The sequence below is a fragment of the Streptomyces sp. 135 genome (assembly GCF_020026305.1).
GTDB lineage: Bacteria > Actinomycetota > Actinomycetes > Streptomycetales > Streptomycetaceae > Streptomyces.
Genome location: NZ_CP075691.1, coordinates 5024281 through 5047818 on the forward strand (window position 1 = coordinate 5024281; position 23538 = coordinate 5047818).

Annotated in this window: 31 protein-coding genes; all 31 read left to right on the top strand. The window is 66.0% G+C overall.

Going from position 1 to position 23538, the window contains the following annotated elements; translation table 11 throughout:
- Positions 1-71 precede the first annotated feature (71 nt).
- The 31 genes from KKZ08_RS22730 (at position 72) to map (ending at position 23460) form a co-directional block, all read left to right on the top strand.
- A complete protein-coding gene (locus KKZ08_RS22730) occupies positions 72-3986 on the top strand; it encodes a DNA-directed RNA polymerase subunit beta' (protein ID WP_223776215.1) in 3915 nt (1304 codons plus the stop codon).
- A 133-nt stretch (positions 3987-4119) separates the two neighbouring features.
- Entirely contained in the window at positions 4120-4878 is a 759-nt protein-coding gene (locus KKZ08_RS22735) for a hypothetical protein (protein WP_223776216.1), read from the top strand.
- An 11-nt stretch (positions 4879-4889) separates the two neighbouring features.
- On the top strand, positions 4890-5306 hold the full coding sequence (locus KKZ08_RS22740) for a hypothetical protein (RefSeq protein WP_223776217.1): 417 nt from the start codon (positions 4890-4892) through the stop codon (positions 5304-5306).
- Between the two features lie 266 nt (positions 5307-5572).
- On the top strand, positions 5573-5944 hold the full coding sequence (gene rpsL / locus KKZ08_RS22745; protein WP_003948652.1) for a 30S ribosomal protein S12: 372 nt from the start codon (positions 5573-5575) through the stop codon (positions 5942-5944).
- Between the two features lie 2 nt (positions 5945-5946).
- Entirely contained in the window at positions 5947-6417 is a 471-nt protein-coding gene (gene rpsG / locus KKZ08_RS22750; protein WP_003974303.1) for a 30S ribosomal protein S7, read from the top strand.
- Positions 6418-6456: 39 nt separating this feature from the next.
- Positions 6457-8583 (top strand): elongation factor G, encoded by a 2127-nt coding sequence (gene fusA / locus KKZ08_RS22755; RefSeq protein ID WP_223776218.1) that lies wholly within the window; start codon positions 6457-6459, stop codon positions 8581-8583.
- 143 nt (positions 8584-8726) lie between these two features.
- The gene (gene tuf / locus KKZ08_RS22760) at positions 8727-9920 is read left to right on the top strand and encodes an elongation factor Tu (protein ID WP_040252668.1); all 1194 of its coding nucleotides are present in this window, start codon (positions 8727-8729) and stop codon (positions 9918-9920) included.
- A 616-nt stretch (positions 9921-10536) separates the two neighbouring features.
- Positions 10537-10845, top strand: coding sequence for a 30S ribosomal protein S10 (gene rpsJ, locus KKZ08_RS22765; RefSeq protein WP_003948644.1), 309 nt, complete (start codon positions 10537-10539; stop codon positions 10843-10845).
- 14 nt (positions 10846-10859) lie between these two features.
- Entirely contained in the window at positions 10860-11504 is a 645-nt protein-coding gene (gene rplC / locus KKZ08_RS22770) for a 50S ribosomal protein L3 (RefSeq protein WP_030782583.1), read from the top strand.
- 8 nt (positions 11505-11512) lie between these two features.
- Positions 11513-12166: a 50S ribosomal protein L4 gene (gene rplD / locus KKZ08_RS22775; protein ID WP_223776219.1), complete on the top strand. Its 654-nt coding sequence runs from the start codon at positions 11513-11515 to the stop codon at positions 12164-12166.
- Entirely contained in the window at positions 12166-12585 is a 420-nt protein-coding gene (gene rplW / locus KKZ08_RS22780; protein WP_223776220.1) for a 50S ribosomal protein L23, read from the top strand. Before rplD ends, rplW begins: the two co-directional genes overlap by 1 nt.
- 39 nt (positions 12586-12624) lie before the next feature.
- Complete coding sequence (gene rplB / locus KKZ08_RS22785) at positions 12625-13461, top strand: 50S ribosomal protein L2 (protein ID WP_223776221.1); 837 nt, start codon at positions 12625-12627, stop codon at positions 13459-13461.
- Between the two features lie 12 nt (positions 13462-13473).
- Positions 13474-13755, top strand: coding sequence for a 30S ribosomal protein S19 (gene rpsS / locus KKZ08_RS22790; protein WP_062775140.1), 282 nt, complete (start codon positions 13474-13476; stop codon positions 13753-13755).
- Positions 13756-13797: 42 nt separating this feature from the next.
- Positions 13798-14145: a 50S ribosomal protein L22 gene (gene rplV, locus KKZ08_RS22795; protein ID WP_004571827.1), complete on the top strand. Its 348-nt coding sequence runs from the start codon at positions 13798-13800 to the stop codon at positions 14143-14145.
- Positions 14145-14978, top strand: coding sequence for a 30S ribosomal protein S3 (rpsC, locus tag KKZ08_RS22800; RefSeq protein ID WP_223776222.1), 834 nt, complete (start codon positions 14145-14147; stop codon positions 14976-14978). The genes rplV and rpsC overlap by 1 nt, the downstream gene beginning before the upstream one ends.
- Before the next feature lie 5 nt (positions 14979-14983).
- Complete coding sequence (gene rplP / locus KKZ08_RS22805; RefSeq protein ID WP_014047785.1) at positions 14984-15403, top strand: 50S ribosomal protein L16; 420 nt, start codon at positions 14984-14986, stop codon at positions 15401-15403.
- A complete protein-coding gene (gene rpmC / locus KKZ08_RS22810; protein WP_127912615.1) occupies positions 15403-15627 on the top strand; it encodes a 50S ribosomal protein L29 in 225 nt (74 codons plus the stop codon). Before rplP ends, rpmC begins: the two co-directional genes overlap by 1 nt.
- Positions 15627-15911, top strand: a complete 285-nt coding sequence (gene rpsQ, locus KKZ08_RS22815) for a 30S ribosomal protein S17 (RefSeq protein WP_125514477.1) — start codon at positions 15627-15629, stop codon at positions 15909-15911. Before rpmC ends, rpsQ begins: the two co-directional genes overlap by 1 nt.
- Positions 15912-16017: 106 nt before the next feature.
- Positions 16018-16386: a 50S ribosomal protein L14 gene (rplN, locus tag KKZ08_RS22820; RefSeq protein ID WP_003974257.1), complete on the top strand. Its 369-nt coding sequence runs from the start codon at positions 16018-16020 to the stop codon at positions 16384-16386.
- A gap of 2 nt (positions 16387-16388) precedes the next feature.
- Positions 16389-16712, top strand: a complete 324-nt coding sequence (gene rplX, locus KKZ08_RS22825) for a 50S ribosomal protein L24 (protein ID WP_223776223.1) — start codon at positions 16389-16391, stop codon at positions 16710-16712.
- Complete coding sequence (gene rplE / locus KKZ08_RS22830) at positions 16712-17269, top strand: 50S ribosomal protein L5 (protein ID WP_062775145.1); 558 nt, start codon at positions 16712-16714, stop codon at positions 17267-17269. The genes rplX and rplE overlap by 1 nt, the downstream gene beginning before the upstream one ends.
- Before the next feature lie 5 nt (positions 17270-17274).
- Positions 17275-17460: a type Z 30S ribosomal protein S14 gene (locus tag KKZ08_RS22835; RefSeq protein ID WP_003956452.1), complete on the top strand. Its 186-nt coding sequence runs from the start codon at positions 17275-17277 to the stop codon at positions 17458-17460.
- A 219-nt stretch (positions 17461-17679) separates the two neighbouring features.
- Positions 17680-18078 (top strand): 30S ribosomal protein S8, encoded by a 399-nt coding sequence (rpsH, locus tag KKZ08_RS22840; protein WP_018528360.1) that lies wholly within the window; start codon positions 17680-17682, stop codon positions 18076-18078.
- 21 nt (positions 18079-18099) lie between these two features.
- Positions 18100-18639, top strand: a complete 540-nt coding sequence (gene rplF, locus KKZ08_RS22845; RefSeq protein WP_055527119.1) for a 50S ribosomal protein L6 — start codon at positions 18100-18102, stop codon at positions 18637-18639.
- A gap of 3 nt (positions 18640-18642) precedes the next feature.
- Positions 18643-19026: a 50S ribosomal protein L18 gene (gene rplR / locus KKZ08_RS22850; protein ID WP_127912613.1), complete on the top strand. Its 384-nt coding sequence runs from the start codon at positions 18643-18645 to the stop codon at positions 19024-19026.
- Positions 19027-19067: 41 nt separating this feature from the next.
- On the top strand, positions 19068-19676 hold the full coding sequence (rpsE, locus tag KKZ08_RS22855; RefSeq protein ID WP_127912612.1) for a 30S ribosomal protein S5: 609 nt from the start codon (positions 19068-19070) through the stop codon (positions 19674-19676).
- On the top strand, positions 19676-19858 hold the full coding sequence (gene rpmD / locus KKZ08_RS22860) for a 50S ribosomal protein L30 (protein WP_005481207.1): 183 nt from the start codon (positions 19676-19678) through the stop codon (positions 19856-19858). Before rpsE ends, rpmD begins: the two co-directional genes overlap by 1 nt.
- Before the next feature lies 1 nt (position 19859).
- Positions 19860-20315: a 50S ribosomal protein L15 gene (rplO, locus tag KKZ08_RS22865; RefSeq protein ID WP_062775150.1), complete on the top strand. Its 456-nt coding sequence runs from the start codon at positions 19860-19862 to the stop codon at positions 20313-20315.
- Positions 20316-20540: 225 nt separating this feature from the next.
- Positions 20541-21854 (top strand): preprotein translocase subunit SecY, encoded by a 1314-nt coding sequence (gene secY / locus KKZ08_RS22870; RefSeq protein ID WP_223776224.1) that lies wholly within the window; start codon positions 20541-20543, stop codon positions 21852-21854.
- Positions 21854-22507, top strand: coding sequence for an adenylate kinase (locus KKZ08_RS22875; protein ID WP_223776225.1), 654 nt, complete (start codon positions 21854-21856; stop codon positions 22505-22507). Before secY ends, KKZ08_RS22875 begins: the two co-directional genes overlap by 1 nt.
- Before the next feature lie 116 nt (positions 22508-22623).
- Positions 22624-23460, top strand: a complete 837-nt coding sequence (gene map / locus KKZ08_RS22880; RefSeq protein ID WP_223776226.1) for a type I methionyl aminopeptidase — start codon at positions 22624-22626, stop codon at positions 23458-23460.
- Positions 23461-23538: the final 78 nt, after the last annotated feature.

Sequence of the window (23538 nt, forward strand, 5' to 3'; positions counted from 1 at the left end):
GCCCCGGCCCTGCCCCGGACCCGTACAGACCATGATTGAGACTCGACCCCGAAAGAGGGATTGACGACAAAGTGCTCGACGTCAACTTCTTCGACGAGCTGCGGATCGGCCTTGCCACCGCGGACGACATCCGACAGTGGTCCCACGGCGAGGTCAAGAAGCCGGAGACCATCAACTACCGCACGCTCAAGCCCGAAAAGGACGGACTCTTCTGCGAGAAGATCTTCGGTCCGACCCGGGACTGGGAGTGCTACTGCGGCAAGTACAAGCGTGTCCGCTTCAAGGGCATCATCTGTGAGCGCTGTGGCGTAGAGGTCACGCGCGCCAAGGTGCGCCGCGAGCGGATGGGCCACATCGAACTGGCCGCTCCCGTCACCCACATCTGGTACTTCAAGGGCGTCCCGTCGCGCCTCGGCTACCTGCTGGACCTCGCCCCGAAGGACCTCGAGAAGGTCATCTACTTCGCGGCGTACATGATCACGTTCGTGGACGAGGAGCGTCGTACCCGCGACCTGCCGTCCCTGGAGGCGCACGTCTCCGTCGAGCGTCAGCAGATCGAGAACCGTCGCGACTCCGACCTGGAGGCCCGCGCCAAGAAGCTCGAGACCGACCTGGCCGAGCTCGAGGCCGAGGGCGCCAAGGCCGACGTGCGCCGCAAGGTGCGCGAAGGCGCCGAGCGCGAGATGAAGCAGCTCCGTGACCGCGCCCAGCGCGAGATCGACCGTCTCGACGAGGTGTGGAACCGCTTCAAGAACCTCAAGGTCCAGGACCTCGAGGGCGACGAGCTGCTCTACCGCGAGCTGCGTGACCGCTTCGGCACGTACTTCGACGGCTCCATGGGTGCCGCTGCCCTGCAGAAGCGCCTGGAGTCCTTCGACCTGGACGAAGAGGCCGAGCGGCTTCGCGAGATCATCCGTACCGGCAAGGGCCAGAAGAAGACCCGTGCGCTCAAGCGCCTCAAGGTCGTCTCCGCGTTCCTGCAGACCAGCAACAGCCCCAAGGGCATGGTGCTCGACTGCGTGCCGGTCATCCCGCCGGACCTGCGTCCGATGGTGCAGCTGGACGGTGGCCGCTTCGCGACCTCCGACCTGAACGACCTGTACCGCCGCGTCATCAACCGCAACAACCGCCTGAAGCGGCTTCTCGACCTCGGTGCGCCCGAGATCATCGTGAACAACGAGAAGCGCATGCTCCAGGAGGCCGTCGACGCGCTCTTCGACAACGGCCGTCGCGGTCGCCCGGTCACGGGCCCCGGCAACCGTCCGCTGAAGTCGCTGTCCGACATGCTCAAGGGCAAGCAGGGTCGCTTCCGTCAGAACCTGCTCGGCAAGCGTGTGGACTACTCCGCGCGTTCCGTGATCGTCGTCGGTCCGCAGCTGAAGCTGCACCAGTGTGGTCTGCCGAAGGCCATGGCGCTGGAGCTCTTCAAGCCGTTCGTGATGAAGCGCCTGGTCGACCTGAACCACGCGCAGAACATCAAGAGCGCCAAGCGGATGGTCGAGCGCGGCCGCACGGTCGTGTACGACGTCCTCGAAGAGGTCATCGCCGAGCACCCGGTGCTGCTGAACCGTGCGCCCACGCTGCACCGCCTCGGCATCCAGGCCTTCGAGCCGCAGCTGGTCGAGGGCAAGGCCATCCAGATCCACCCGCTCGTCTGCACCGCGTTCAACGCGGACTTCGACGGTGACCAGATGGCCGTGCACCTGCCGCTCTCCGCGGAGGCGCAGGCCGAGGCCCGCATCCTGATGCTGTCCTCGAACAACATCCTGAAGCCGGCCGACGGCCGTCCCGTCACCATGCCGACCCAGGACATGGTGCTCGGCCTGTTCTTCCTCACCACGGACGAGGAAGAGCGCGAGGTCATCGGCGAGGGCCGGTCCTTCGGCTCCACGGCCGAGGCGATCATGGCGTTCGACGCCCGTGAGCTCTCGCTGCAGGCGAAGGTCGACATCCGCTTCCCGGTGGGCACCATCCCGCCGCGCGGCTGGACCCCGCCGGTCAGCGAAGAGGGCGACGACTTCGGTGACGAGCGTGCCTACCAGCAGGGCGACAGCTTCCGGCTGCGTACGACGCTGGGCCGCGCGCTCTTCAACGAGCTGCTGCCCGAGGACTACCCCTTCGTCGACTACTCGGTCGGCAAGAAGCAGCTCTCCGAGATCGTCAACGACCTCGCCGAGCGCTACCCCAAGGTCATCGTGGCGGCGACGCTCGACAACCTGAAGGCGGCGGGCTTCTACTGGGCGACCCGTTCCGGCGTCACCGTGGCCATCTCCGACGTCGTCGTGCCCGAGGCCAAGAAGGCCATCGTCAAGGGCTACGAGGAGCAGGACGAGAAGGTCCAGAAGCAGTACGAGCGCGGTCTGATCACCAAGGACGAGCGCACGCAGGAGCTCATCGCGATCTGGACCAAGGCGACCAACGAGGTCGCCGAGGCGATGAACGCGAACTTCCCCAAGACCAACCCCATCTTCATGATGGTTGACTCGGGTGCCCGAGGAAACATGATGCAGATGCGGCAGATCGCCGGTATGCGTGGTCTGGTGTCGAACGCGAAGAACGAGACCATCCCGCGTCCCATCAAGGCCTCGTTCCGTGAGGGCCTCTCCGTCCTCGAGTACTTCATCTCCACGCACGGTGCCCGTAAGGGTCTGGCGGACACGGCTCTGCGTACCGCCGACTCCGGTTACCTCACCCGTCGTCTGGTCGACGTCTCCCAGGACGTCATCATTCGCGAGGAGGACTGTGGCACCGAGCGCGGTCTGAAGCTCAAGATCGCGGTCAAGGGCGAGGACGGCGTGCTCCGCAAGACGGAGAACGTCGAGACCTCGGTGTACGCCCGCATGCTGGCCGAGGACGTCGTCATCGACGGCAAGGTCATCGCGCCGGCCAACGTCGACCTCGGTGACGTGCTCATCGACGCCCTGGTCGCCAACGGCGTCGAGGAGGTCAAGACCCGCTCGGTCCTGACCTGTGAGTCGGCGGTCGGCACCTGTGCCTTCTGCTACGGCCGCTCGCTCGCCACCGGCAAGCTGGTCGACATCGGTGAGGCGGTCGGCATCATCGCCGCCCAGTCCATCGGTGAGCCCGGTACCCAGCTGACGATGCGTACCTTCCACACCGGTGGTGTGGCCGGTGACGACATCACCCAGGGTCTGCCCCGTGTCGTCGAGCTCTTCGAGGCTCGTACGCCGAAGGGTGTCGCCCCGATCTCCGAGGCCGCGGGCCGTGTCCGCATCGAGGAGACCGAGAAGACCAAGAAGATCGTCGTCACCCCGGACGACGGCAGCGACGAGACGGCGTTCCCGATCTCGAAGCGTGCCAAGGTCCTGGTGCGTGAGGGTGACCACGTCGAGGTGGGCCAGCCGCTCACCTTCGGTGCCACCAACCCGCACGACGTGCTGCGGATCCTCGGTCAGCGCGCGGTCCAGGTCCACCTGGTCGGCGAAGTCCAGAAGGTCTACAACTCGCAGGGTGTGTCGATCCACGACAAGCACATCGAGATCATCATCCGGCAGATGCTGCGCCGCGTGACGATCATCGAGTCCGGCGACGCGGAGCTGCTGCCGGGCGAGCTCGTCGAGCGCTCGAAGTTCGAGACCGAGAACCGTCGTGTGGTCACCGAGGGCGGTCACCCCGCCTCCGGCCGTCCGCAGCTGATGGGTATCACCAAGGCCTCGCTGGCGACGGAGTCGTGGCTGTCCGCGGCTTCCTTCCAGGAGACGACCAGGGTCCTGACGGACGCGGCGATCAACGCCAAGTCCGACTCCCTGATCGGCCTCAAGGAGAACGTCATCATCGGTAAGCTCATCCCGGCCGGTACGGGCCTGTCCCGCTACCGCAACATCCGGGTGGAGCCGACCGAGGAGGCCAAGGCAGCGATGTACTCGGCCGTCGGTTACGACGACATCGACTACTCGCCGTTCGGCACGGGCTCCGGTCAGGCCGTTCCGCTGGAGGACTACGACTACGGGCCGTACAACCAGTAAGGCCTGGGTTCACTGAAGGGCGGTCGCCCCGCATTGCGCGGGGTGGCCGCCCTTCGGCGTTCCCGGCTGACTAGGATGCGGGTGGTCCGAGCCGAAGTACCCTGCGGCGCGGGGGAGTTGGAGGGGCGGGGGAGTGGAGACGGCTCGGGTCTCTTTCGGTCTGGCGGCCGCGGTGCTGATCCCGCTGGGACTGGCGTGGCACGGCCCGCGCCCCTGGCGGATGGTCGTCTTCACGGCCCTCTACGGGGCGTACGCGGTTCTCCCGTACGGCGACGAGGGCAAGCCCTGGATCGCGCTCTGTGTGGCCGCCCTGCTGTCCCTGGGCTTCGTCCTGTGGAAGCACCCGGCGGGCATGCCGGCTCTCGCCTTCTCGGTCACGCTGCCGCTCATGGTGGGGAGAGTCGCACGCAACCGCTGGGTGAGCGCCGCGGCCCTCTCGGCAGCCGTGGGCCTCGCGGCATGGTCCGCCGGCCCCACCGCCGGGGCGCTCGCACGGGAGCTGCTGCTGAGCGACGGGGTGGCGGTGTTCCTCTCGGCGGCGCTCATCTCCGTGTTCGGGGGCGGAGCCCTGGCCAAGTCCGCGACCGCTCCGGTGCGCCGGGAGATCCTGGCCCTGGAGGACGGTCCGGAGCGGCGGGCCGCGGTCGAGTTCATGAGCGCTGGGCGGGCGATCGGCCTGCTGGAGCGGGGGCTGCTCTTCGCGTTCCTCGCCGCGGGCCAGCCGGAGGCCGCTGCACTGGTGCTCGCCGCCAAATCGCTGGCCCGGGTGCCCACGAGCGAACACGGCAAGCACGCGTCCGAGTACTTCCTCATCGGTACGCTGGCCAGTGTCATCGCCTCGCTGGTGATGAGCATGGCCGCTCGCACGGCGGTCGGGCTGCCCATCCTCTAGGAGGCGCCGCCTTGGAGCTGCGAAGGCACCCCTTGGTCGTGAAGCTGCTGTCCCTGCACCTGCCGGCCACGGACTACGTGGTGGCCGGGAGCGGGGCGCTGCTGGCGCACGGCATCCGGGACCAGATCGGGGACCTGGACGTCGTCGCGCGCGGCGCCGCCTGGAAGACCGCCGAGGCGTTGGCCGATCCGGTCCCCGCGCCGTCCTGGCACGGCCGCATGGTGTTGCTCTTCGGGGGCGACATCGAGGTATTCGACCGCTGGCTGCCCGGGACGCCGGAGCCGGACGTGTTGATCGAGGGGGCCGAGTGGGTGTCCGGCATCCCGTTCTGCCCGCTGTCCCAGATCCTCCTCTGGAAAGAACGTTCGATCCGCCCCAAGGACCAAGCGGACGCTCGATTGATCAAGGACTTCCTGCGGCGCTCCTGATGCGGTCAGATGTCCGGCGTGTCGCCCCCCATCGCATTTGTTTTGACCAGACTCGATGAGGTAGGTACGCTCAGACCTTGTGCCTGGGGTGTGCCTGGGCTCGTGCGCGTGTCTTCAACCGCATCGCGAGTCCGTCAACGGCCACCGTAATCTGCGCCCCTTTCCGCCTTGCGGCGGGAGTCTGCAGCATTCGACACACCCGACCGCGTGGGTCGGGGACGTTCCAGGTTAGCTTTACTATTCGGCACACAGAAACCGGAGAAGTAGTGCCTACGATCCAGCAGCTGGTCCGCAAGGGCCGGCAGGACAAGGTCGAGAAGAACAAGACGCCCGCACTCGAGGGTTCGCCCCAGCGCCGTGGCGTCTGCACGCGTGTGTTCACGACCACCCCGAAGAAGCCGAACTCGGCCCTCCGTAAGGTCGCGCGTGTGCGTCTGACCTCCGGGATCGAGGTCACGGCCTACATTCCGGGTGAGGGACACAACCTGCAGGAGCACTCCATCGTGCTCGTGCGTGGTGGCCGTGTGAAGGACCTGCCTGGTGTTCGCTACAAGATCATCCGCGGTTCCCTCGACACCCAGGGTGTCAAGAACCGCAAGCAGGCCCGCAGCCGCTACGGCGCCAAGAAGGAGAAGTAAGAATGCCTCGTAAGGGCCCCGCCCCGAAGCGCCCGGTCATCATCGACCCGGTCTACGGTTCTCCTCTGGTGACCTCCCTCATCAACAAGGTGCTGCTGAACGGCAAGCGCTCCACCGCCGAGCGCATCGTGTACGGCGCCATGGAGGGCCTGCGCGAGAAGACCGGCAACGACCCGGTCATCACGCTGAAGCGCGCGCTCGAGAACATCAAGCCGACCCTCGAGGTCAAGTCCCGCCGTGTCGGTGGCGCGACCTACCAGGTCCCGATCGAGGTCAAGCCGGGCCGTGCGAACACGCTCGCCCTGCGCTGGCTGGTCGGTTACTCCCGCGCCCGTCGCGAGAAGACCATGACCGAGCGTCTGCTCAACGAGCTCCTCGACGCCTCCAACGGCCTCGGTGCCGCTGTGAAGAAGCGCGAGGACACCCACAAGATGGCCGAGTCCAACAAGGCCTTCGCGCACTACCGCTGGTAGTCGCTACCCACATCGAGACCGAGAGAAGACTGAGCCGACATGGCTACCACTTCACTTGACCTGGCCAAGGTGCGCAACATCGGCATCATGGCTCACATCGACGCGGGCAAGACGACGACCACCGAGCGGATCCTGTTCTACACCGGTGTCTCGTACAAGATCGGTGAGGTCCACGACGGCGCCGCGACGATGGACTGGATGGAGCAGGAGCAGGAGCGTGGCATCACGATCACCTCTGCTGCCACCACCTGTCACTGGCCGCTGAACGACGTCGACCACACCATCAACATCATCGACACCCCGGGCCACGTCGACTTCACCGTCGAGGTGGAGCGTTCGCTCCGCGTGCTCGACGGTGCCGTGACGGTGTTCGACGGCGTCGCCGGCGTTGAGCCCCAGTCCGAGACCGTGTGGCGTCAGGCGGACCGCTACGGCGTCCCGCGTATCTGCTTCGTCAACAAGCTCGACCGTACCGGTGCCGAGTTCCACCGCTGCGTCGACATGATCGTCGACCGCCTCGGTGCGACCCCCCTGGTCATGCAGCTGCCCATCGGCGCGGAGGCTGACTTCAAGGGTGTCGTCGACCTCGTCACCATGAAGGCCTTCGTCTGGTCCGCCGAGACCAAGATGGGCGAGGCCTACGACATCGTCGACATCCCCGACACGCACACCGAGGCTGCCGAGGAGTACCGCGGCAAGCTGCTCGAGGCCGTCGCGGAGAACGACGAAGAGATGATGGAGCTGTACCTCGAGGGCCAGGAGCCCACCGAGGACCAGCTGTACGCGGCGATCCGTCGCATCACCATCGCCTCCGGCAAGGGCGGCGACACCACCGTCACCCCCGTCTTCTGCGGTACCGCGTTCAAGAACAAGGGCGTCCAGCCCCTGCTCGACGCGGTCGTGCGCTACCTGCCGTCTCCCCTGGACGTCGAGGCCATCGAGGGCCACGACGTGAAGGACCCGGAGCTGGTCGTCAAGCGCAAGCCGTCCGACGACGAGCCGCTGTCGGCCCTCGCGTTCAAGATCGCGAGCGACCCGCACCTCGGCAAGCTCACCTTCGTCCGGATCTACTCCGGTCGCCTGGACGCCGGCACCGCGGTGCTGAACTCCGTCAAGGGCAAGAAGGAGCGCATCGGCAAGATCTACCGCATGCACGCGAACAAGCGTGAGGAGATCGACTCGGTGGGCGCCGGCGACATCGTCGCCGTCATGGGCCTGAAGCAGACCACCACCGGTGAGACGCTGAGCGACGACAAGAACCCGGTGATCCTGGAGTCCATGGACTTCCCGGCGCCGGTCATCGAGGTCGCCATCGAGCCCAAGTCCAAGGGCGACCAGGAGAAGCTGGGTGTCGCCATCCAGCGTCTCTCGGAGGAGGACCCCTCCTTCCGCGTGCACTCGGACGAGGAGACCGGCCAGACCATCATCGGTGGTATGGGCGAGCTTCACCTCGAGGTGCTCGTCGACCGCATGAAGCGCGAATTCCGCGTCGAGGCGAACGTCGGCAAGCCGCAGGTGGCCTACCGCGAGACGATCCGCAAGGCCGTCGAGCGCGTGGACTTCACCCACAAGAAGCAGACCGGTGGTACCGGTCAGTTCGCGAAGGTGCAGATCGCGATCGAGCCCATCGAGGGCGGCGACGCGTCGTACGAGTTCGTGAACAAGGTCACGGGTGGCCGCATCCCCAAGGAGTACATCCCCTCGGTGGACGCGGGTGCTCAGGAGGCCATGCAGTTCGGCATCCTGGCGGGCTACGAGATGACGGGCGTCCGCGTCACGCTCATCGACGGGGCCTACCACGAGGTCGACTCCTCCGAGCTCGCCTTCAAGATCGCCGGTTCGCAGGCCTTCAAGGAGGCCGCGCGCAAGGCGTCCCCCGTGCTCCTTGAGCCGATGATGGCCGTCGAGGTCACCACGCCCGAGGACTACATGGGCGATGTCATCGGTGACATCAACTCCCGCCGTGGCCAGATCCAGGCCATGGAGGAGCGCAGCGGCGCTCGCGTCGTGAAGGGCCTCGTGCCCCTCTCGGAGATGTTCGGCTACGTCGGAGACCTCCGCAGCAAGACGTCGGGTCGCGCAAGCTACTCAATGCAGTTCGACTCCTACGCCGAGGTTCCGCGGAACGTCGCCGAGGAGATCATCGCGAAGGCCAAGGGCGAGTAACTCACCCCAGTTAACGCTTTAGGCTTGACACCATCCGCCGGGGTTCGACCCCGTAAGGCAAGAACCCCGGCGGCTGGCTTCCCAGCAAAGATCACCTGGCGCCGATGAAGCAAGGCGTACAGAACCACTCCCAGGAGGACCCAGTGGCGAAGGCGAAGTTCGAGCGGACTAAGCCGCACGTCAACATCGGCACCATCGGTCACATTGACCACGGTAAGACGACCCTCACGGCCGCCATTACCAAGGTGCTGCACGACGCGTACCCCGACCTGAACGAGGCCTCGGCCTTCGACCAGATCGACAAGGCTCCCGAGGAGCGCCAGCGCGGTATCACGATCTCGATCGCGCACGTCGAGTACCAGACGGAGACGCGTCACTACGCCCACGTCGACTGCCCCGGTCACGCGGACTACATCAAGAACATGATCACGGGTGCCGCGCAGATGGACGGCGCCATCCTCGTGGTCGCCGCCACCGACGGCCCGATGCCGCAGACCAAGGAGCACGTGCTCCTGGCCCGCCAGGTCGGCGTTCCGTACATCGTCGTCGCCCTGAACAAGGCCGACATGGTGGACGACGAGGAGATCCTGGAGCTCGTCGAGCTCGAGGTCCGTGAGCTCCTCTCCGAGTACGAGTTCCCGGGCGACGACGTTCCGGTCGTCAAGGTCTCGGCGCTCAAGGCGCTCGAGGGCGACAAGGAGTGGGGTGAGTCCGTCCTCAACCTGATGAAGGCTGTCGACGAGTCCATCCCGGAGCCCGAGCGTGACGTCGACAAGCCGTTCCTGATGCCGATCGAGGACGTCTTCACGATCACCGGTCGTGGCACCGTCGTCACCGGTCGTATCGAGCGCGGTATCCTCAAGGTCAACGAGACCGTCGACATCATCGGCATCAAGACCGAGAAGACCACCACCACGGTCACCGGTATCGAGATGTTCCGCAAGCTGCTCGACGAGGGCCAGGCCGGTGAGAACGTCGGTCTGCTCCTCCGTGGCATCAAGCGCGAGGACGTCGAGCGCGGCCAGGTCATCATCAAGCCCGGTTCGGTCACGCCGCACACCGAGTTCGAGGCCCAGGCCTACATCCTGTCGAAGGACGAGGGTGGCCGTCACACCCCCTTCTTCAACAACTACCGTCCGCAGTTCTACTTCCGCACCACGGACGTGACCGGCGTCGTGACCCTCCCCGAGGGCACCGAGATGGTCATGCCGGGCGACAACACCGAGATGACCGTCGAGCTCATCCAGCCCGTCGCCATGGAAGAGGGCCTGAAGTTCGCCATCCGTGAGGGTGGCCGGACCGTGGGCGCCGGCCAGGTCACCAAGATCAACAAGTAAGCATCTCGCTTGCGCGTTGATCGGGGAGACCCGGTTGCTCTGAACTGAGCGCATCGCAGTAACGGGAGGGCCCGTACGACTTCGGTCGTACGGGCCCTTTCGCGCGTGGACGGTGTCGCGGGGCCGCGGCGGTGGCCACCCGGCCGGCCTGGGCCCGCCCAGGCCCCGCAGGGGCCGGGGAGAGGCGCGCCGACACGCACCCCGGGTTTGACCTTCGTCACTCACGGGGTAATGTCTTCGGCTCGATTGGCACCAGACGTGCCCCGTATGGCAGACTGTCCTGGTTGCTCGGTTGAGTGCCGATGCTGCGCGCCTCCCGCCGGGAGGACCGAAAGCGAGTCCCACAGTACTCGTCGCCCCATCTGTCGCTTGCGGCAGCGCTGGAGCGGACGTACGGGAATCTTTCGGGAAGTGCAGCGCGGGGTTCGGCCAGGCGCCCGGTGGGTTTCTTCCCCCGGACCCGCGGTCATCAGGGCCGCAGCCCCTGGCAGGGATTCTCCTTCGGGAGAACTGTGTGAGCGGGACTGCGACACGCCCGACCGCGTGGGTCGGAGGAAGTAGAAAAAAGGGCCTCCCGGGAGCCAGAGCGTTCGAGACAAAGGACTACTAAGTAGCCATGGCGGGACAGAAGATCCGCATCCGGCTCAAGGCCTACGACCACGAGGTCATCGACTCTTCGGCGAAGAAGATCGTCGAGACGGTGACTCGCACTGGTGCGTCGGTCGCGGGCCCGGTGCCGCTGCCCACTGAGAAGAACGTGTACTGCGTCATCAAGTCGCCGCACAAGTACAAGGACTCGCGCGAGCACTTCGAGATGCGCACGCACAAGCGCCTGATCGACATCCTCGACCCGACGCCCAAGACCGTTGACTCGCTGATGCGCCTGGACCTTCCGGCCGGCGTTGACATCGAGATCAAGCTCTGAAGGGCGCGAAGAAGATGACCAAGCAGATCAAGGGCATCCTGGGCGAGAAGCTCGGCATGACCCAGGTCTGGGACGAGAACAACCGTGTCGTCCCGGTGACCGTGGTCAAGGCCGGGCCCTGCGTCGTTACCCAGGTCCGTACGAATGACAGCGACGGCTACGAGTCGGTCCAGATCGCCTTCGGCGAGATCGACCCGCGCAAGGTGAACAAGCCCCTCAAGGGCCACTTCGCCAAGGCCGACGTGACCCCCCGTCGCCACCTCGTCGAGATCCGTACCGCTGGTGCCAGCGAGTACACCCTCGGCCAGGAGCTGACCGCCGAGACGTTCGAGGCCGGTATCAAGGTCGACGTCACCGGCAAGAGCAAGGGCAAGGGCTTCGCCGGTGTGATGAAGCGTCACAACTTCCACGGCGGCAAGGCCTCCCACGGTGCCCACCGCGTGCACCGCAAGCCCGGTTCCATCGGTGGCTGTGCCACCCCCGGCCGTGTCTTCAAGGGCATGCGCATGGCGGGTCGCATGGGCAACGAGCGGGTCACCACCCAGAACCTGACCGTCCACGCCGTTGACGCGGAGAAGGGCCTGCTGCTCATCAAGGGCGCGGTTCCTGGTCCGAACGGCGGCCTCGTCCTGGTCCGTACCGCGGCCAAGGGGGCCTGAGGTAACCCATGAGCACCATTGACATCCTTTCGCCGGCAGGCGACAAGACCGGGACGGTCGAGCTCCCCGCGGAGATCTTCGACGTCGAGAAGATCAGCATTCCGCTGATCCACCAGGTCGTCGTCGCGCAGCTGGCCGCGGCCCGTCAGGGCACGCACAAGACCAAGCGCCGCGGCGAAGTCCGCGGTGGCGGCAAGAAGCCGTACCGCCAGAAGGGCACCGGCCGCGCGCGCCAGGGTTCGACCCGTGCGCCGCAGTTCGCCGGCGGTGGCGTCGTCCACGGCCCCGTGCCGCGTGACTACTCCCAGCGCACCCCCAAGAAGATGAAGGCTGCCGCTCTGCGTCACGCCCTCACCGACCGGGCGCGCAACTCCCGCATCCACGTCGTCTCCGGCGTGGTCGAGGGCGAGATCTCGACGAAGGCCGCGAAGAGCCTGCTCGGCAAGGTCAGCGAGCGCAAGAACGTGCTCCTGGTCATCGAGCGCTCGGACGAGCTTTCGCTGCTCTCCGCCCGCAACCTGCCCCAGGTGCACATCCTGGAGCCGGGCCAGCTGAACACGTACGACGTGCTCGTCTCGGACGACGTGGTCTTCACCAAGGCCGCGTTCGAGTCCTTCGTGTCTGGCCCCAAGGCCGATGAGACCGAAGGGAGCGAAGCCTGATGGCTATCCGTCACCAGAGCATCGCGTCCAAGGCTGCGAAGGCCGCCAAGGCCGCGCGCGTCGCCAAGGCGAAGCGCATCGCGACCGAGGGCAAGATCGCCGTTGAGCCCACCCCGCTGAGCAAGTCCTTCTCGGACCCGCGCGACGTCCTCGTCAAGCCGGTCGTCTCCGAGAAGTCGTACGCGCTGCTCGACGAGGGCAAGTACACGTTCATCGTGGCCCCCGGCTCCAACAAGACCCAGATCAAGCAGGCCGTCGAGTCGGTCTTCTCGGTCAAGGTCACCGGGGTCAACACGATCAACCGTCAGGGCAAGCGCAAGCGCACCAAGTCTGGTTTCGGCAAGCGTGCCGACACCAAGCGCGCGATTGTGACCCTTGCTGAGGGCGACCGTATCGACATCTTCGGCCAGGCCTCCTAACGGAGCGCCCTGGTCCGAATATCGGACGAGGACTGAGAAATGGGAATCCGCAAGTACAAGCCGACTACGCCGGGCCGTCGTGGCTCCAGCGTCGCCGACTTCGTCGAGGTAACGCGGTCCACGCCGGAGAAGTCGCTGGTTCGCCCGCTGCACAGCAAGGGCGGCCGTAACAACGCCGGTCGGATCACCGTTCGCCACCAGGGTGGCGGACACAAGCGCGCCTACCGCGTGATCGACTTCCGTCGTCACGACAAGGACGGCGTGCCGGCCAAGGTCGCGCACATCGAGTACGACCCCAACCGCACCGCGCGCATCGCGCTGCTGCACTACGCGGACGGCGAGAAGCGCTACATCCTCGCCCCGCGCGGCACGCAGCAGGGTGACCGGATCGAGAGTGGCGCCGGCGCCGACATCAAGCCCGGCAACAACATGGCGCTGCGCAACATCCCGGTCGGTACGACCATCCACGCCATCGAGCTGCGGCCCGGCGGCGGCGCGAAGTTCGCCCGCTCCGCGGGTGCCTCCGTGCAGCTGCTCGCGAAGGAAGGCGCCATGGCGCACCTTCGCATGCCGTCCGGTGAGATCCGTCTGGTCGACGTCCGCTGCCGCGCCACCATCGGCGAGGTCGGCAACGCCGAGCAGTCGAACATCAACTGGGGCAAGGCCGGCCGTATGCGCTGGAAGGGCGTTCGCCCGACCGTGCGCGGTGTCGTGATGAACCCGGTCGACCACCCGCACGGTGGTGGTGAAGGCAAGACCTCCGGTGGTCGTCACCCGGTCTCGCCGTGGGGCAAGAAGGAGGGTCGTACTCGTGATCGCAACAAGGCGAGCAACAAGTACATCGTCCGCCGCCGCAAGTCGAACAAGAAGCGCTAGGAGCGGGTTTAGATGCCGCGCAGTCTCAAGAAGGGGCCCTTCGTCGACGACCACCTCGTAAAGAAGGTGGACGCCCAGAACGAAGCCGGCACCAAGAACGTCATCAAGACCTGGTCCCGTCGCTCGATGATCGTCCCCAGCATGCTGGGTCACACGATCGCGGTGCACAACGGCAAGACCCACATCCCGGTGTTCGTCACCGAGTCGATGGTCGGCCACAAGCTCGGCGAGTTCTCGCCGACGCGCACCTTCCGGGGTCACGTCAAGGACGACCGGAAGTCGAAGCGCCGCTAAGGCGGGGTGGAATCGACTATGACTAACACCGAAGGGACAACCATGGAAGCCAGGGCCCAGGCGCGGTACATCCGCGTCACGCCCATGAAGGCCCGCCGCGTGGTGGACCTCATCCGTGGCATGGATGCCACGGAGGCTCAGGCGGTCCTGCGTTTCGCCCCGCAGGCCGCGAGCGTGCCGGTCGGCAAGGTGCTGGACAGCGCCATTGCCAACGCCGCGCACAACTACGACCACACCGACGCCTCTTCGCTGGTCATCAGCGAGGCGTACGTGGATGAGGGCCCGACCCTGAAGCGGTTCCGTCCGCGTGCTCAGGGCCGTGCCTACCGGATCCGTAAGCGGACCAGCCACATCACCGTGGTCGTCAGCAGCAAGGAAGGAACCCGGTAATGGGCCAGAAGGTAAACCCGCACGGGTTCCGGCTCGGTGTCACGACCGACTTCAAGTCGCGTTGGTACGCCGACAAGCTGTACAAGGACTACGTCAAGGAAGACGTCGCCATCCGTCGGATGATGACGTCCGGCATGGAGCGCGCCGGCATCTCGAAGGTTGAGATCGAGCGCACCCGTGACCGCGTGCGTGTGGACATCCACACCGCTCGTCCCGGCATCGTCATCGGCCGCCGTGGCGCCGAGGCCGACCGCATCCGCGGTGACCTCGAGAAGCTCACGGGCAAGCAGGTCCAGCTGAACATCCTCGAGGTCAAGAACCCCGAGGTCGACGCTCAGCTCGTGGCCCAGGCCGTGGCGGAGCAGCTGTCCTCCCGCGTCTCCTTCCGTCGCGCCATGCGTAAGAGCATGCAGTCGGCGATGAAGGCGGGCGCCAAGGGCATCAAGATCCAGTGTGGTGGCCGTCTCGGCGGCGCCGAGATGTCCCGCTCGGAGTTCTACCGCGAGGGCCGCGTGCCCCTGCACACGCTCCGCGCGAACGTCGACTACGGCTTCTTCGAGGCCAAGACGACCTTCGGCCGCATCGGCGTGAAGGTCTGGATCTACAAGGGCGACGTCAAGAACATCGCCGAGGTTCGCGCCGAGAACGCCGCTGCCCGCGCCGGCAACCGCCCGGCCCGTGGTGGCAACGACCGCCCGGCCCGTGGTGGCCGCGGTGGCGAGCGTGGCGGTCGCGGTCGCAAGCCGCAGCAGTCGGCTTCGGCCGCCGAGGCCCCCAAGGCCGAGGCTGCCGCCGCTGCTCCGGCTGCTGAGAGCACCGGAACGGAGGCCTGACCGAAATGCTGATCCCCCGTAGGGTCAAGCACCGCAAGCAGCACCACCCGAAGCGCAGCGGTATGTCCAAGGGTGGTACGCAGGTTGCGTTCGGCGAGTACGGCATTCAGGCCCTCACTCCGGCGTACGTGACCAACCGCCAGATCGAGGCGGCTCGTATCGCGATGACCCGCCACATCAAGCGTGGCGGCAAGGTCTGGATCAACATCTACCCGGACCGTCCGCTCACCAAGAAGCCCGCCGAGACCCGCATGGGTTCCGGTAAGGGTTCTCCCGAGTGGTGGATCGCGAACGTCAAGCCCGGTCGGGTGATGTTCGAGCTGTCCTACCCGAACGAGAAGATTGCTCGTGAGGCGCTCACCCGCGCTGCTCACAAGCTTCCGATGAAGTGCCGCATCGTCCGGCGCGAGGCAGGTGAGTCGTGATGTCGGCCGGTACCAAGGCGTCCGAGCTGCGCGAACTGGGCGACGAGGAGCTTGTCAACAAGCTTCGCGAAGCCAAGGAAGAGCTGTTCAACCTCCGCTTCCAGGCGGCGACGGGTCAGCTCGAGAACCACGGCCGGCTCAAGGCCGTCCGTAAGGACATCGCGCGGATCTACACCCTGATGCGTGAGCGCGAGCTGGGCATCGAGACGGTGGAGAGCGCCTGATGAGCGAGAGCAACGTGACTGAGAACACCGAGACCCGCGGATTCCGCAAGACCCGTGAGGGTCTGGTCGTCAGCGACAAGATGGACAAGACCGTCGTCGTCGCCGTCGAGGACCGCGTCAAGCACGCGCTGTACGGCAAGGTCATCCGCCGTACGAACAAGCTCAAGGCGCACGACGAGCAGAACGCTGCCGGCGTCGGCGACCGCGTCCTCCTGATGGAGACGCGTCCGCTGTCGGCGACCAAGCGCTGGCGCATCGTCGAGATCCTCGAGAAGGCCAAGTAATTCTCCCAGGGGTATCCCTAGGAGTTCGTTCCGCCAGGCTCGGCAGGGGCCCAGCTCGTCAGAGTGAAGCCCCTGCCGGGAACCGGCAGACAAACAGGAGATAGACGTGATCCAGCAGGAGTCGCGACTTCGCGTCGCCGACAACACGGGTGCGAAGGAAATTCTCACCATTCGTGTTCTCGGTGGCTCGGGTCGCCGCTACGCGGGTATCGGTGACGTCATCGTCGCCACCGTCAAGGACGCGATCCCCGGTGGCAACGTGAAGAAGGGTGACGTCGTCAAGGCGGTCATCGTTCGCACCGTCAAGGAGCGCCGCCGTCCGGACGGCTCGTACATCCGCTTCGACGAGAACGCCGCCGTCATTCTGAAGAACGACGGCGACCCTCGCGGCACCCGTATCTTCGGCCCCGTCGGCCGTGAGCTGCGCGAGAAGAAGTTCATGAAGATCATCTCGCTCGCGCCGGAGGTGCTGTAAGCATGAAGATCAAGAAGGGCGACCTGGTCCAGGTCATCACCGGTAAGGACAAGGGCAAGCAGGGCAAGGTCATTGCCGCTTTCCCGCGCGAGGAGCGCGTCCTGGTCGAGGGTGTCAACCGGGTCAAGAAGCACACGAAGGCCGGCCCGACCGCCAGCGGCTCGCAGGCCGGTGGCATCGTGACGACCGAGGCCCCCGTCCACGTCTCCAACGTCCAGCTGGTCGTGGAGAAGGACGGCAACAAGGTTGTCACGCGCGTCGGTTACCGCTTCGACGACGAGGGCAACAAGATCCGCGTTGCCAAGCGGACGGGTGAGGACATCTGATGACGACCACCACCACTCCGCGTCTCAAGACGAAGTACCGCGAGGAGATCGCGGGCAAGCTGCGTGAGGAGTTCTCGTACGAGAACGTCATGCAGATCCCCGGCCTCGTCAAGATCGTGGTCAACATGGGTGTCGGCGACGCCGCCCGTGACTCGAAGCTGATCGACGGCGCCATCCGCGACCTCACCACGATCACCGGCCAGAAGCCGGCCGTGACGAAGGCCCGGAAGTCCATCGCGCAGTTCAAGCTGCGCGAGGGTCAGCCGATCGGCTGCCACGTCACGCTCCGCGGCGACCGCATGTGGGAGTTCCTGGACCGCACCCTGTCGCTCGCGCTGCCGCGCATCCGCGACTTCCGTGGTCTGTCCCCCAAGCAGTTCGACGGCCGTGGCAACTACACCTTCGGTCTCACGGAGCAGGTCATGTTCCACGAGATCGACCAGGACAAGATCGACCGCGTCCGGGGTATGGACATCACCGTGGTCACCACGGCGACCAACGACGCTGAGGGCCGTGCGCTCCTTCGTCACCTCGGCTTCCCGTTCAAGGAGGCGTAAGCGAGATGGCGAAGAAGGCTCTGATTGCCAAGGCTGCTCGTAAGCCCAAGTTCGGTGTGCGTGCGTACACCCGCTGCCAGCGCTGCGGCCGTCCGCACTCCGTCTACCGCAAGTTCGGCCTCTGCCGCGTGTGCCTTCGTGAGATGGCTCACCGTGGCGAGCTGCCGGGCGTGACCAAGAGCTCCTGGTAGTCCTCCCTTTTCAAGGGTTCAAGGACTCCTGGATCTCTCGGTAAGTAAAGGGTCGGCAGAGGCCCCCCTCTCCATGGCTTAGGCTAGGAGGGTTGGGCGTCTGCCGCCCTGACCGACTTACTACGCCGTAGGTCCCCGCGCCGCACCCGTCCCGCCTCTGAGTGGGGAGAGGGATGGCGCAGATAGGAAACCCCGGCGAGAGAGGCCGAAGGCCAATTCATGACCATGACTGATCCGATCGCGGACATGCTGACTCGTCTGCGTAACGCGAACTCGGCGTACCACGACACCGTGGCGATGCCGCACAGCAAGATCAAGTCTCACATCGCGGAGATCCTCCAGCAGGAGGGCTTCATCACGGGCTGGAAGGTCGAGGACGCCGAGGTTGGCAAGAACCTCGTTCTCGAGCTGAAGTTCGGCCCGAACCGTGAGCGCTCCATCGCGGGCATCAAGCGGATCTCCAAGCCCGGTCTCCGGGTTTACGCGAAGTCCACCAACCTGCCGAAGGTCCTCGGCGGCCTCGGCGTGGCGATCATCTCCACGTCGCACGGTCTCCTGACCGGCCAGCAGGCAGGCAAGAAGGGCGTAGGTGGGGAAGTCCTCGCCTACGTCTGGTAGTCGGGAACGGAGGAATAGCTAATGTCGCGTATTGGCAAGCTCCCCATCACGGTTCCCGCCGGCGTGGACGTCACCATCGACGGCCAGACGGTCGCGGTCAAGGGTCCCAAGGGCACCCTGAGCCACACCATCGTCGCGCCGATCGAGATCGCTAAGGGTGAGGACGGCGTTCTGAACGTCACCCGCCCGAACGACGAGCGTCAGAACAAGGCCCTCCACGGCCTGTCCCGCACGCTGGTGGCGAACATGATCACCGGCGTGACCCAGGGTTACGTGAAGAAGCTCGAAATCAGCGGTGTCGGTTACCGCGTCCTGGCGAAGGGCTCCAACCTGGAGTTCTCGCTCGGCTACAGCCACCCGATCCTGATCGAGGCGCCCGAGGGCATCTCCTTCAAGGTCGAATCGGCGACCAAGTTCTCGGTCGAGGGCATCGACAAGCAGAAGGTCGGCGAGGTTGCGGCCAACATCCGCAAGCTGCGCAAGCCCGACCCGTACAAGGCCAAGGGCGTCAAGTACGAAGGCGAAGTCATCCGCCGCAAGGTCGGAAAGGCGGGTAAGTAAGCCATGGCATACGGTGTCAAGATTGCTAAGGGCGACGCTTACAAGCGTGCTGCCATCAAGCGTCGTCACATCCGCATCCGTAAGCACATCTCGGGTACGGCTGAGCGTCCGCGCCTGGTCGTGACGCGCTCCAACCGCCACATCGTGGCCCAGGTCATCGACGACATCAAGGGTCACACCCTTGCGTCGGCGTCGACCCTGGACAGCACGATCCGCGGCGCCGAGGGCGACAAGTCCGCGGCCGCCAAGTCGGTCGGCGCCCTGGTCGCCGAGCGCGCCAAGGCCGCCGGTGTCGAGACTGTCGTGTTCGACCGTGGTGGTAACCAGTACGCCGGGCGCATCGCCGCCCTGGCGGACGCCGCCCGCGAAGCCGGACTCAAGTTCTGAGTCGGTTCCGTAGCTAGCGGAAACAGAGAGAGGTAATTCCAATGGCTGGACCCCAGCGCCGCGGTGGCGGTGCCGGTGGCGGCGAGCGGCGGGACCGGAAGGGTCGCGACGGTGGCAACGCCGCCGCCGAGAAGACCGCGTACGTTGAGCGCGTCGTCGCGATCAACCGCGTCGCCAAGGTTGTGAAGGGTGGTCGTCGCTTCAGCTTCACCGCGCTGGTCGTGGTGGGCGACGGTGACGGCACCGTGGGTGTCGGTTACGGCAAGGCCAAGGAGGTGCCGGCCGCCATCGCCAAGGGTGTTGAGGAGGCCAAGAAGCACTTCTTCAAGGTCCCCCGTATCCAGGGCACCATCCCGCACCCGATCACGGGCGAGAAGGCGGCGGGCGTCGTCCTGCTGAAGCCTGCTTCCCCCGGTACCGGTGTTATCGCCGGTGGCCCGGTGCGTGCCGTGCTCGAGTGCGCCGGCGTTCACGACATCCTGTCGAAGTCGCTCGGTTCGTCGAACGCGATCAACATCGTGCACGCGACCGTGGCGGCCCTCAAGGGTCTGCAGCGTCCCGAGGAGATCGCGGCTCGCCGTGGTCTGCCCCTCGAGGACGTCGCTCCCGCGGCTCTGCTGCGGGCGCGTGCCGGGGCTGGTGCTGCGTAATGGCACAGCTCAAGATCACGCAGACGAAGTCGTACATCGGCAGCAAGCAGAACCACCGCGACACCCTGCGCTCCCTTGGTCTCAAGGGCATCAACACGCAGGTCGTCAAGGAGGACCGTCCCGAGTTCCGCGGCATGGTGCACACCGTCCGCCACCTCGTGACGGTTGAGGAGGTCGACTGACATGGCGGAGCAGAACCCGCTGAAGGTCCACAACCTCCGGCCCGCCCCGGGCGCCAAGACCGCCAAGACCCGTGTGGGTCGTGGTGAGGCGTCCAAGGGTAAGACCGCTGGTCGTGGTACCAAGGGCACCAAGGCCCGTTACCAGGTTCCGGAGCGCTTCGAGGGTGGCCAGATGCCCCTCCACATGCGTCTCCCGAAGCTCAAGGGCTTCAAGAACCCGTTCAAGACCGAGTTCCAGGTCGTGAACCTCGACAAGCTGAGCGCGCTGTACCCGGAGGGTGGCGAGGTCACCGTCGAGGGTCTCGTCGCCAAGGGTGCCGTTCGCAAGAACAGCCTCGTCAAGGTCCTCGGCCAGGGTGAGCTCACCGTGGCGCTGCAGGTGACGGTCGACGCCGTCTCCGGCTCCGCCAAGGAGAAGATCACCGCCGCGGGCGGTACTGTCACCGAGCTCGTCTGATTCCCTCAGACGTGTCGATGACATGAGCGATTCCCAGCCGGGGATGCCCCACAAAAGGGGCATCCCCGGTTGGTCGTTCCAAGGGGGGCACGGTCGCCGGTAAGGTGGCGTGCACTGTCTAAGCTCCGTGCGGTCTGCCCGCACGGTTTTGTTGACTGATACGTATTCGTCGAACCTCAAGACCACCACCTCTGGCGCACGCGCGCGGGGGTCGCAGGAGGCACCGTGCTCACCGCGTTCGCCCGGGCGTTCAAGACGCCCGACCTGCGCAAGAAGCTGCTCTTCACGCTCGGCATCATCGTGATCTACCGGGTGGGTACGCATGTGCCGATCCCCGGGGTCAGCTACAAGAACGTCCAGGCCTGCATCGACAACGCAAATCAGAACCAGGGCCTGTTCGGTCTCGTCAACATGTTCAGTGGTGGCGCGCTGCTTCAGATCACGATTTTCGCGCTCGGCATCATGCCGTACATCACGGCGAGCATCATTCTGCAGCTGCTGACCGTGGTGATCCCGCGGCTCGAGGCCCTCAAGAAGGAGGGTCAGGCCGGCACGGCGAAGATCACGCAGTACACGCGCTATCTGACCATCGCGCTCGCGATCCTTCAGGGCACCGGCCTGGTGGCCACCGCCCGTACCGGCACCCTCTTCCAGGGCTGCCCCGTCGCCAGCGAGATCGTTCCTGACCAGTCGATCTTCGTCACGATCACGATGGTGATCACGATGACCGCCGGTACGGCCTGTGTGATGTGGCTCGGTGAGCTGATCACCGACCGCGGCATCGGCAACGGCATGTCGATCCTGATGTTCATCTCGATCGCCGCGACCTTCCCGAGCGCCCTGTGGGCCATCAAGGAGCAGGGCTCGCTCGCCGACGGCTGGATCGAGTTCGGCACGGTCATCGCGGTCGGGCTCGTCATGGTCGGGCTGGTGGTCTTCGTCGAGCAGGCGCAGCGGCGCATCCCGGTCCAGTACGCGAAGCGCATGATCGGCCGCCGGTCCTACGGCGGGACGTCGACGTACATCCCGCTGAAGGTGAACCAGGCGGGCATCATCCCTGTGATCTTTGCCTCCTCGCTGCTCTACATTCCGGCCCTGGTCGCCCAGTTCGCGGGCGGCAATGCGGGATGGAAGACGTGGATCGAGGCAAACCTGACCAGTGGTGACCACCCGATTTACATCGCCACATACTTCGTGCTGATCGTCTTCTTCGCCTTCTTCTACGTCGCGATCTCCTTCAACCCCGAGGAAGTCGCGGACAACATGAAGAAGTATGGTGGCTTCATCCCGGGCATCCGGGCTGGCCGTCCGACCGCTGAGTACCTGAGTTACGTACTCAACCGGATCACGTGGCCGGGTTCGCTGTATCTGGGTCTGATCGCTCTTGTGCCGACGATGGCGTTGGTGGGCTTCGGGGCCAACCAGAACTTCCCGTTCGGCGGGACGAGCATCCTCATCATCGTGGGTGTGGGTCTGGAAACCGTGAAGCAGATCGAGAGCCAGCTCCAGCAGCGCAATTACGAAGGGTTCCTCCGCTGATGCGAATCGTCCTCGTCGGGCCGCCCGGTGCGGGCAAGGGAACGCAGGCCGCGTTCCTCGCCAAGAACCTGTCGATCCCGCACATCTCCACGGGCGACCTCTTCCGCGCCAACATCAGCCAGGGCACGGAGCTGGGCAAGCAGGCGAAGGCGTACATGGACGCCGGGAACCTCGTGCCCGACGAGGTGACGATCGGCATGGCGAAGGACCGCATGGCGAAGCCGGACGCCGAGAACGGCTTCCTGCTCGACGGGTTCCCGCGCAATGTCTCGCAGGCCGAGGCGCTGGACGTGGCCCTCAAGGCCGATGACGTGAAGCTCGACGCCGTCCTGGACCTGGAGGTCCCGGAGGACGAGGTCGTCAAGCGGATCGCCGGCCGCCGGATCTGTCGCAAGGACTCCAGCCACGTCTTCCACGTGACGTACTCGCAGCCGAAGCAGGAAGGCGTCTGTGACGTCTGCGGCGGTGAGCTGTACCAGCGCGAGGACGACAGCGAGGACACCGTCCGCAAGCGCCTTGAGGTCTACCACACGCAGACCGAGCCGATCATCGACTACTACCGGACCCAGGGTCTGGTCGTCACGATCTCGGCGCTCGGCAAGGTGGACGAGGTCACCGAGCGTGCGATGGAAGCCCTGAAGGGCGACAAGTAGTCAGTACGCTGTTTCGGCCGCGGTGCCCGTGAGGGGACCGCGGCCGTACTGTTGTCTACGTACCCGGTTCGTGTGCGTAGCCGGTTTGTCGACGGATGACGGAGAGCGGAAGCCCCATGGTGCAGATCAAGACCCCCGAGCAGATCGCGAAGATGCGTGAGGCGGGCCTTGTCGTCGCCGCGATTCACGCCGCCACACGTGAGGCCGCGGTGCCCGGCGCCACCACCAAGGATCTGGACGAGGTCGCCCGCAAGGTGATCGAGGAGCACGGCGCCAAGTCCAACTTCCTCGGGTACGGCGGCTTTCCCGCCACGATCTGCACCTCGGTCAACGAGGTCGTCGTGCACGGCATCCCCGACGACAAGACCGTCCTCAAGGACGGCGACATCATCTCCATCGACGCCGGCGCGATCATCGACGGCTGGCACGGCGACGCCGCGTACACCGCGTTCGTCGGCACCGGTCACGCCCCGGAGCTGGTCGAGCTGTCCCGGGTGACCGAGGAGTCGATGTGGGCCGGCATCGCGGCCATGAAGCAGGGCAACCGCCTCGTCGACATCTCCCGCGCCATCGAGACGTACATCCGCCGCCAGCCGAAGCCGGGCGGCGGCAAGTACGGCATCGTCGAGGACTACGGCGGGCACGGCATCGGCACCGAGATGCACATGGACCCCCACCTCCTGAACTACGTCGAGCGCCGCCGCGGCAAGGGCCCCAAGCTGGTCCCCGGCTTCTGCCTGGCCATCGAGCCGATGGTCTCCCTGGGCACCCCCCGCACGGAGGTCCTGGAGGATGACTGGACGGTCATCACCACGGACGGCACGTGGTCCTCGCACTGGGAGCACTCGGTGGCGCTGACGGAGGAGGGCCCGCTGGTCCTGACGGCTCCGGACTGCGGCAGGGCCAGGCTGGCGGAGTACGGGGTTACTGTCGCGCCGGATCCGCTGGGCTGAGGCGGGCCGCCCGGCGGACGGAGTCCGGCGCAGCCGCCCGAAGCCTGTGAGGCGCCCCGGCGCCGAGCCCGCGAGGGG

Bases quoted from the DNA above. Each gene is read 5' to 3' on its own strand.
- rpsG (WP_003974303.1), top strand. From the start codon at position 5,947: ATGCCTCGTAAGGGCCCCGCCCCGAAGCGCCCGGTCATCATCGACCCG.
- fusA (WP_223776218.1), top strand. From the start codon at position 6,457: ATGGCTACCACTTCACTTGACCTGGCCAAGGTGCGCAACATCGGCATC.
- rpsJ (WP_003948644.1), top strand. From the start codon at position 10,537: ATGGCGGGACAGAAGATCCGCATCCGGCTCAAGGCCTACGACCACGAG.
- rplC (WP_030782583.1), top strand. From the start codon at position 10,860: ATGACCAAGCAGATCAAGGGCATCCTGGGCGAGAAGCTCGGCATGACC.
- rplD (WP_223776219.1), top strand. From the start codon at position 11,513: ATGAGCACCATTGACATCCTTTCGCCGGCAGGCGACAAGACCGGGACG.
- rplW (WP_223776220.1), top strand. From the start codon at position 12,166: ATGGCTATCCGTCACCAGAGCATCGCGTCCAAGGCTGCGAAGGCCGCC.
- rplB (WP_223776221.1), top strand. From the start codon at position 12,625: ATGGGAATCCGCAAGTACAAGCCGACTACGCCGGGCCGTCGTGGCTCC.
- rpsS (WP_062775140.1), top strand. From the start codon at position 13,474: ATGCCGCGCAGTCTCAAGAAGGGGCCCTTCGTCGACGACCACCTCGTA.
- rplV (WP_004571827.1), top strand. From the start codon at position 13,798: ATGGAAGCCAGGGCCCAGGCGCGGTACATCCGCGTCACGCCCATGAAG.
- rpsC (WP_223776222.1), top strand. From the start codon at position 14,145: ATGGGCCAGAAGGTAAACCCGCACGGGTTCCGGCTCGGTGTCACGACC.
- rplP (WP_014047785.1), top strand. From the start codon at position 14,984: ATGCTGATCCCCCGTAGGGTCAAGCACCGCAAGCAGCACCACCCGAAG.
- rpmC (WP_127912615.1), top strand. From the start codon at position 15,403: ATGTCGGCCGGTACCAAGGCGTCCGAGCTGCGCGAACTGGGCGACGAG.
- rpsQ (WP_125514477.1), top strand. From the start codon at position 15,627: ATGAGCGAGAGCAACGTGACTGAGAACACCGAGACCCGCGGATTCCGC.
- rplX (WP_223776223.1), top strand. From the start codon at position 16,389: ATGAAGATCAAGAAGGGCGACCTGGTCCAGGTCATCACCGGTAAGGAC.
- rplE (WP_062775145.1), top strand. From the start codon at position 16,712: ATGACGACCACCACCACTCCGCGTCTCAAGACGAAGTACCGCGAGGAG.
- KKZ08_RS22835 (WP_003956452.1), top strand. From the start codon at position 17,275: ATGGCGAAGAAGGCTCTGATTGCCAAGGCTGCTCGTAAGCCCAAGTTC.
- rpsH (WP_018528360.1), top strand. From the start codon at position 17,680: ATGACCATGACTGATCCGATCGCGGACATGCTGACTCGTCTGCGTAAC.
- rplF (WP_055527119.1), top strand. From the start codon at position 18,100: ATGTCGCGTATTGGCAAGCTCCCCATCACGGTTCCCGCCGGCGTGGAC.
- rplR (WP_127912613.1), top strand. From the start codon at position 18,643: ATGGCATACGGTGTCAAGATTGCTAAGGGCGACGCTTACAAGCGTGCT.
- rpsE (WP_127912612.1), top strand. From the start codon at position 19,068: ATGGCTGGACCCCAGCGCCGCGGTGGCGGTGCCGGTGGCGGCGAGCGG.
- rpmD (WP_005481207.1), top strand. From the start codon at position 19,676: ATGGCACAGCTCAAGATCACGCAGACGAAGTCGTACATCGGCAGCAAG.
- rplO (WP_062775150.1), top strand. From the start codon at position 19,860: ATGGCGGAGCAGAACCCGCTGAAGGTCCACAACCTCCGGCCCGCCCCG.
- KKZ08_RS22875 (WP_223776225.1), top strand. From the start codon at position 21,854: ATGCGAATCGTCCTCGTCGGGCCGCCCGGTGCGGGCAAGGGAACGCAG.
- map (WP_223776226.1), top strand. From the start codon at position 22,624: ATGGTGCAGATCAAGACCCCCGAGCAGATCGCGAAGATGCGTGAGGCG.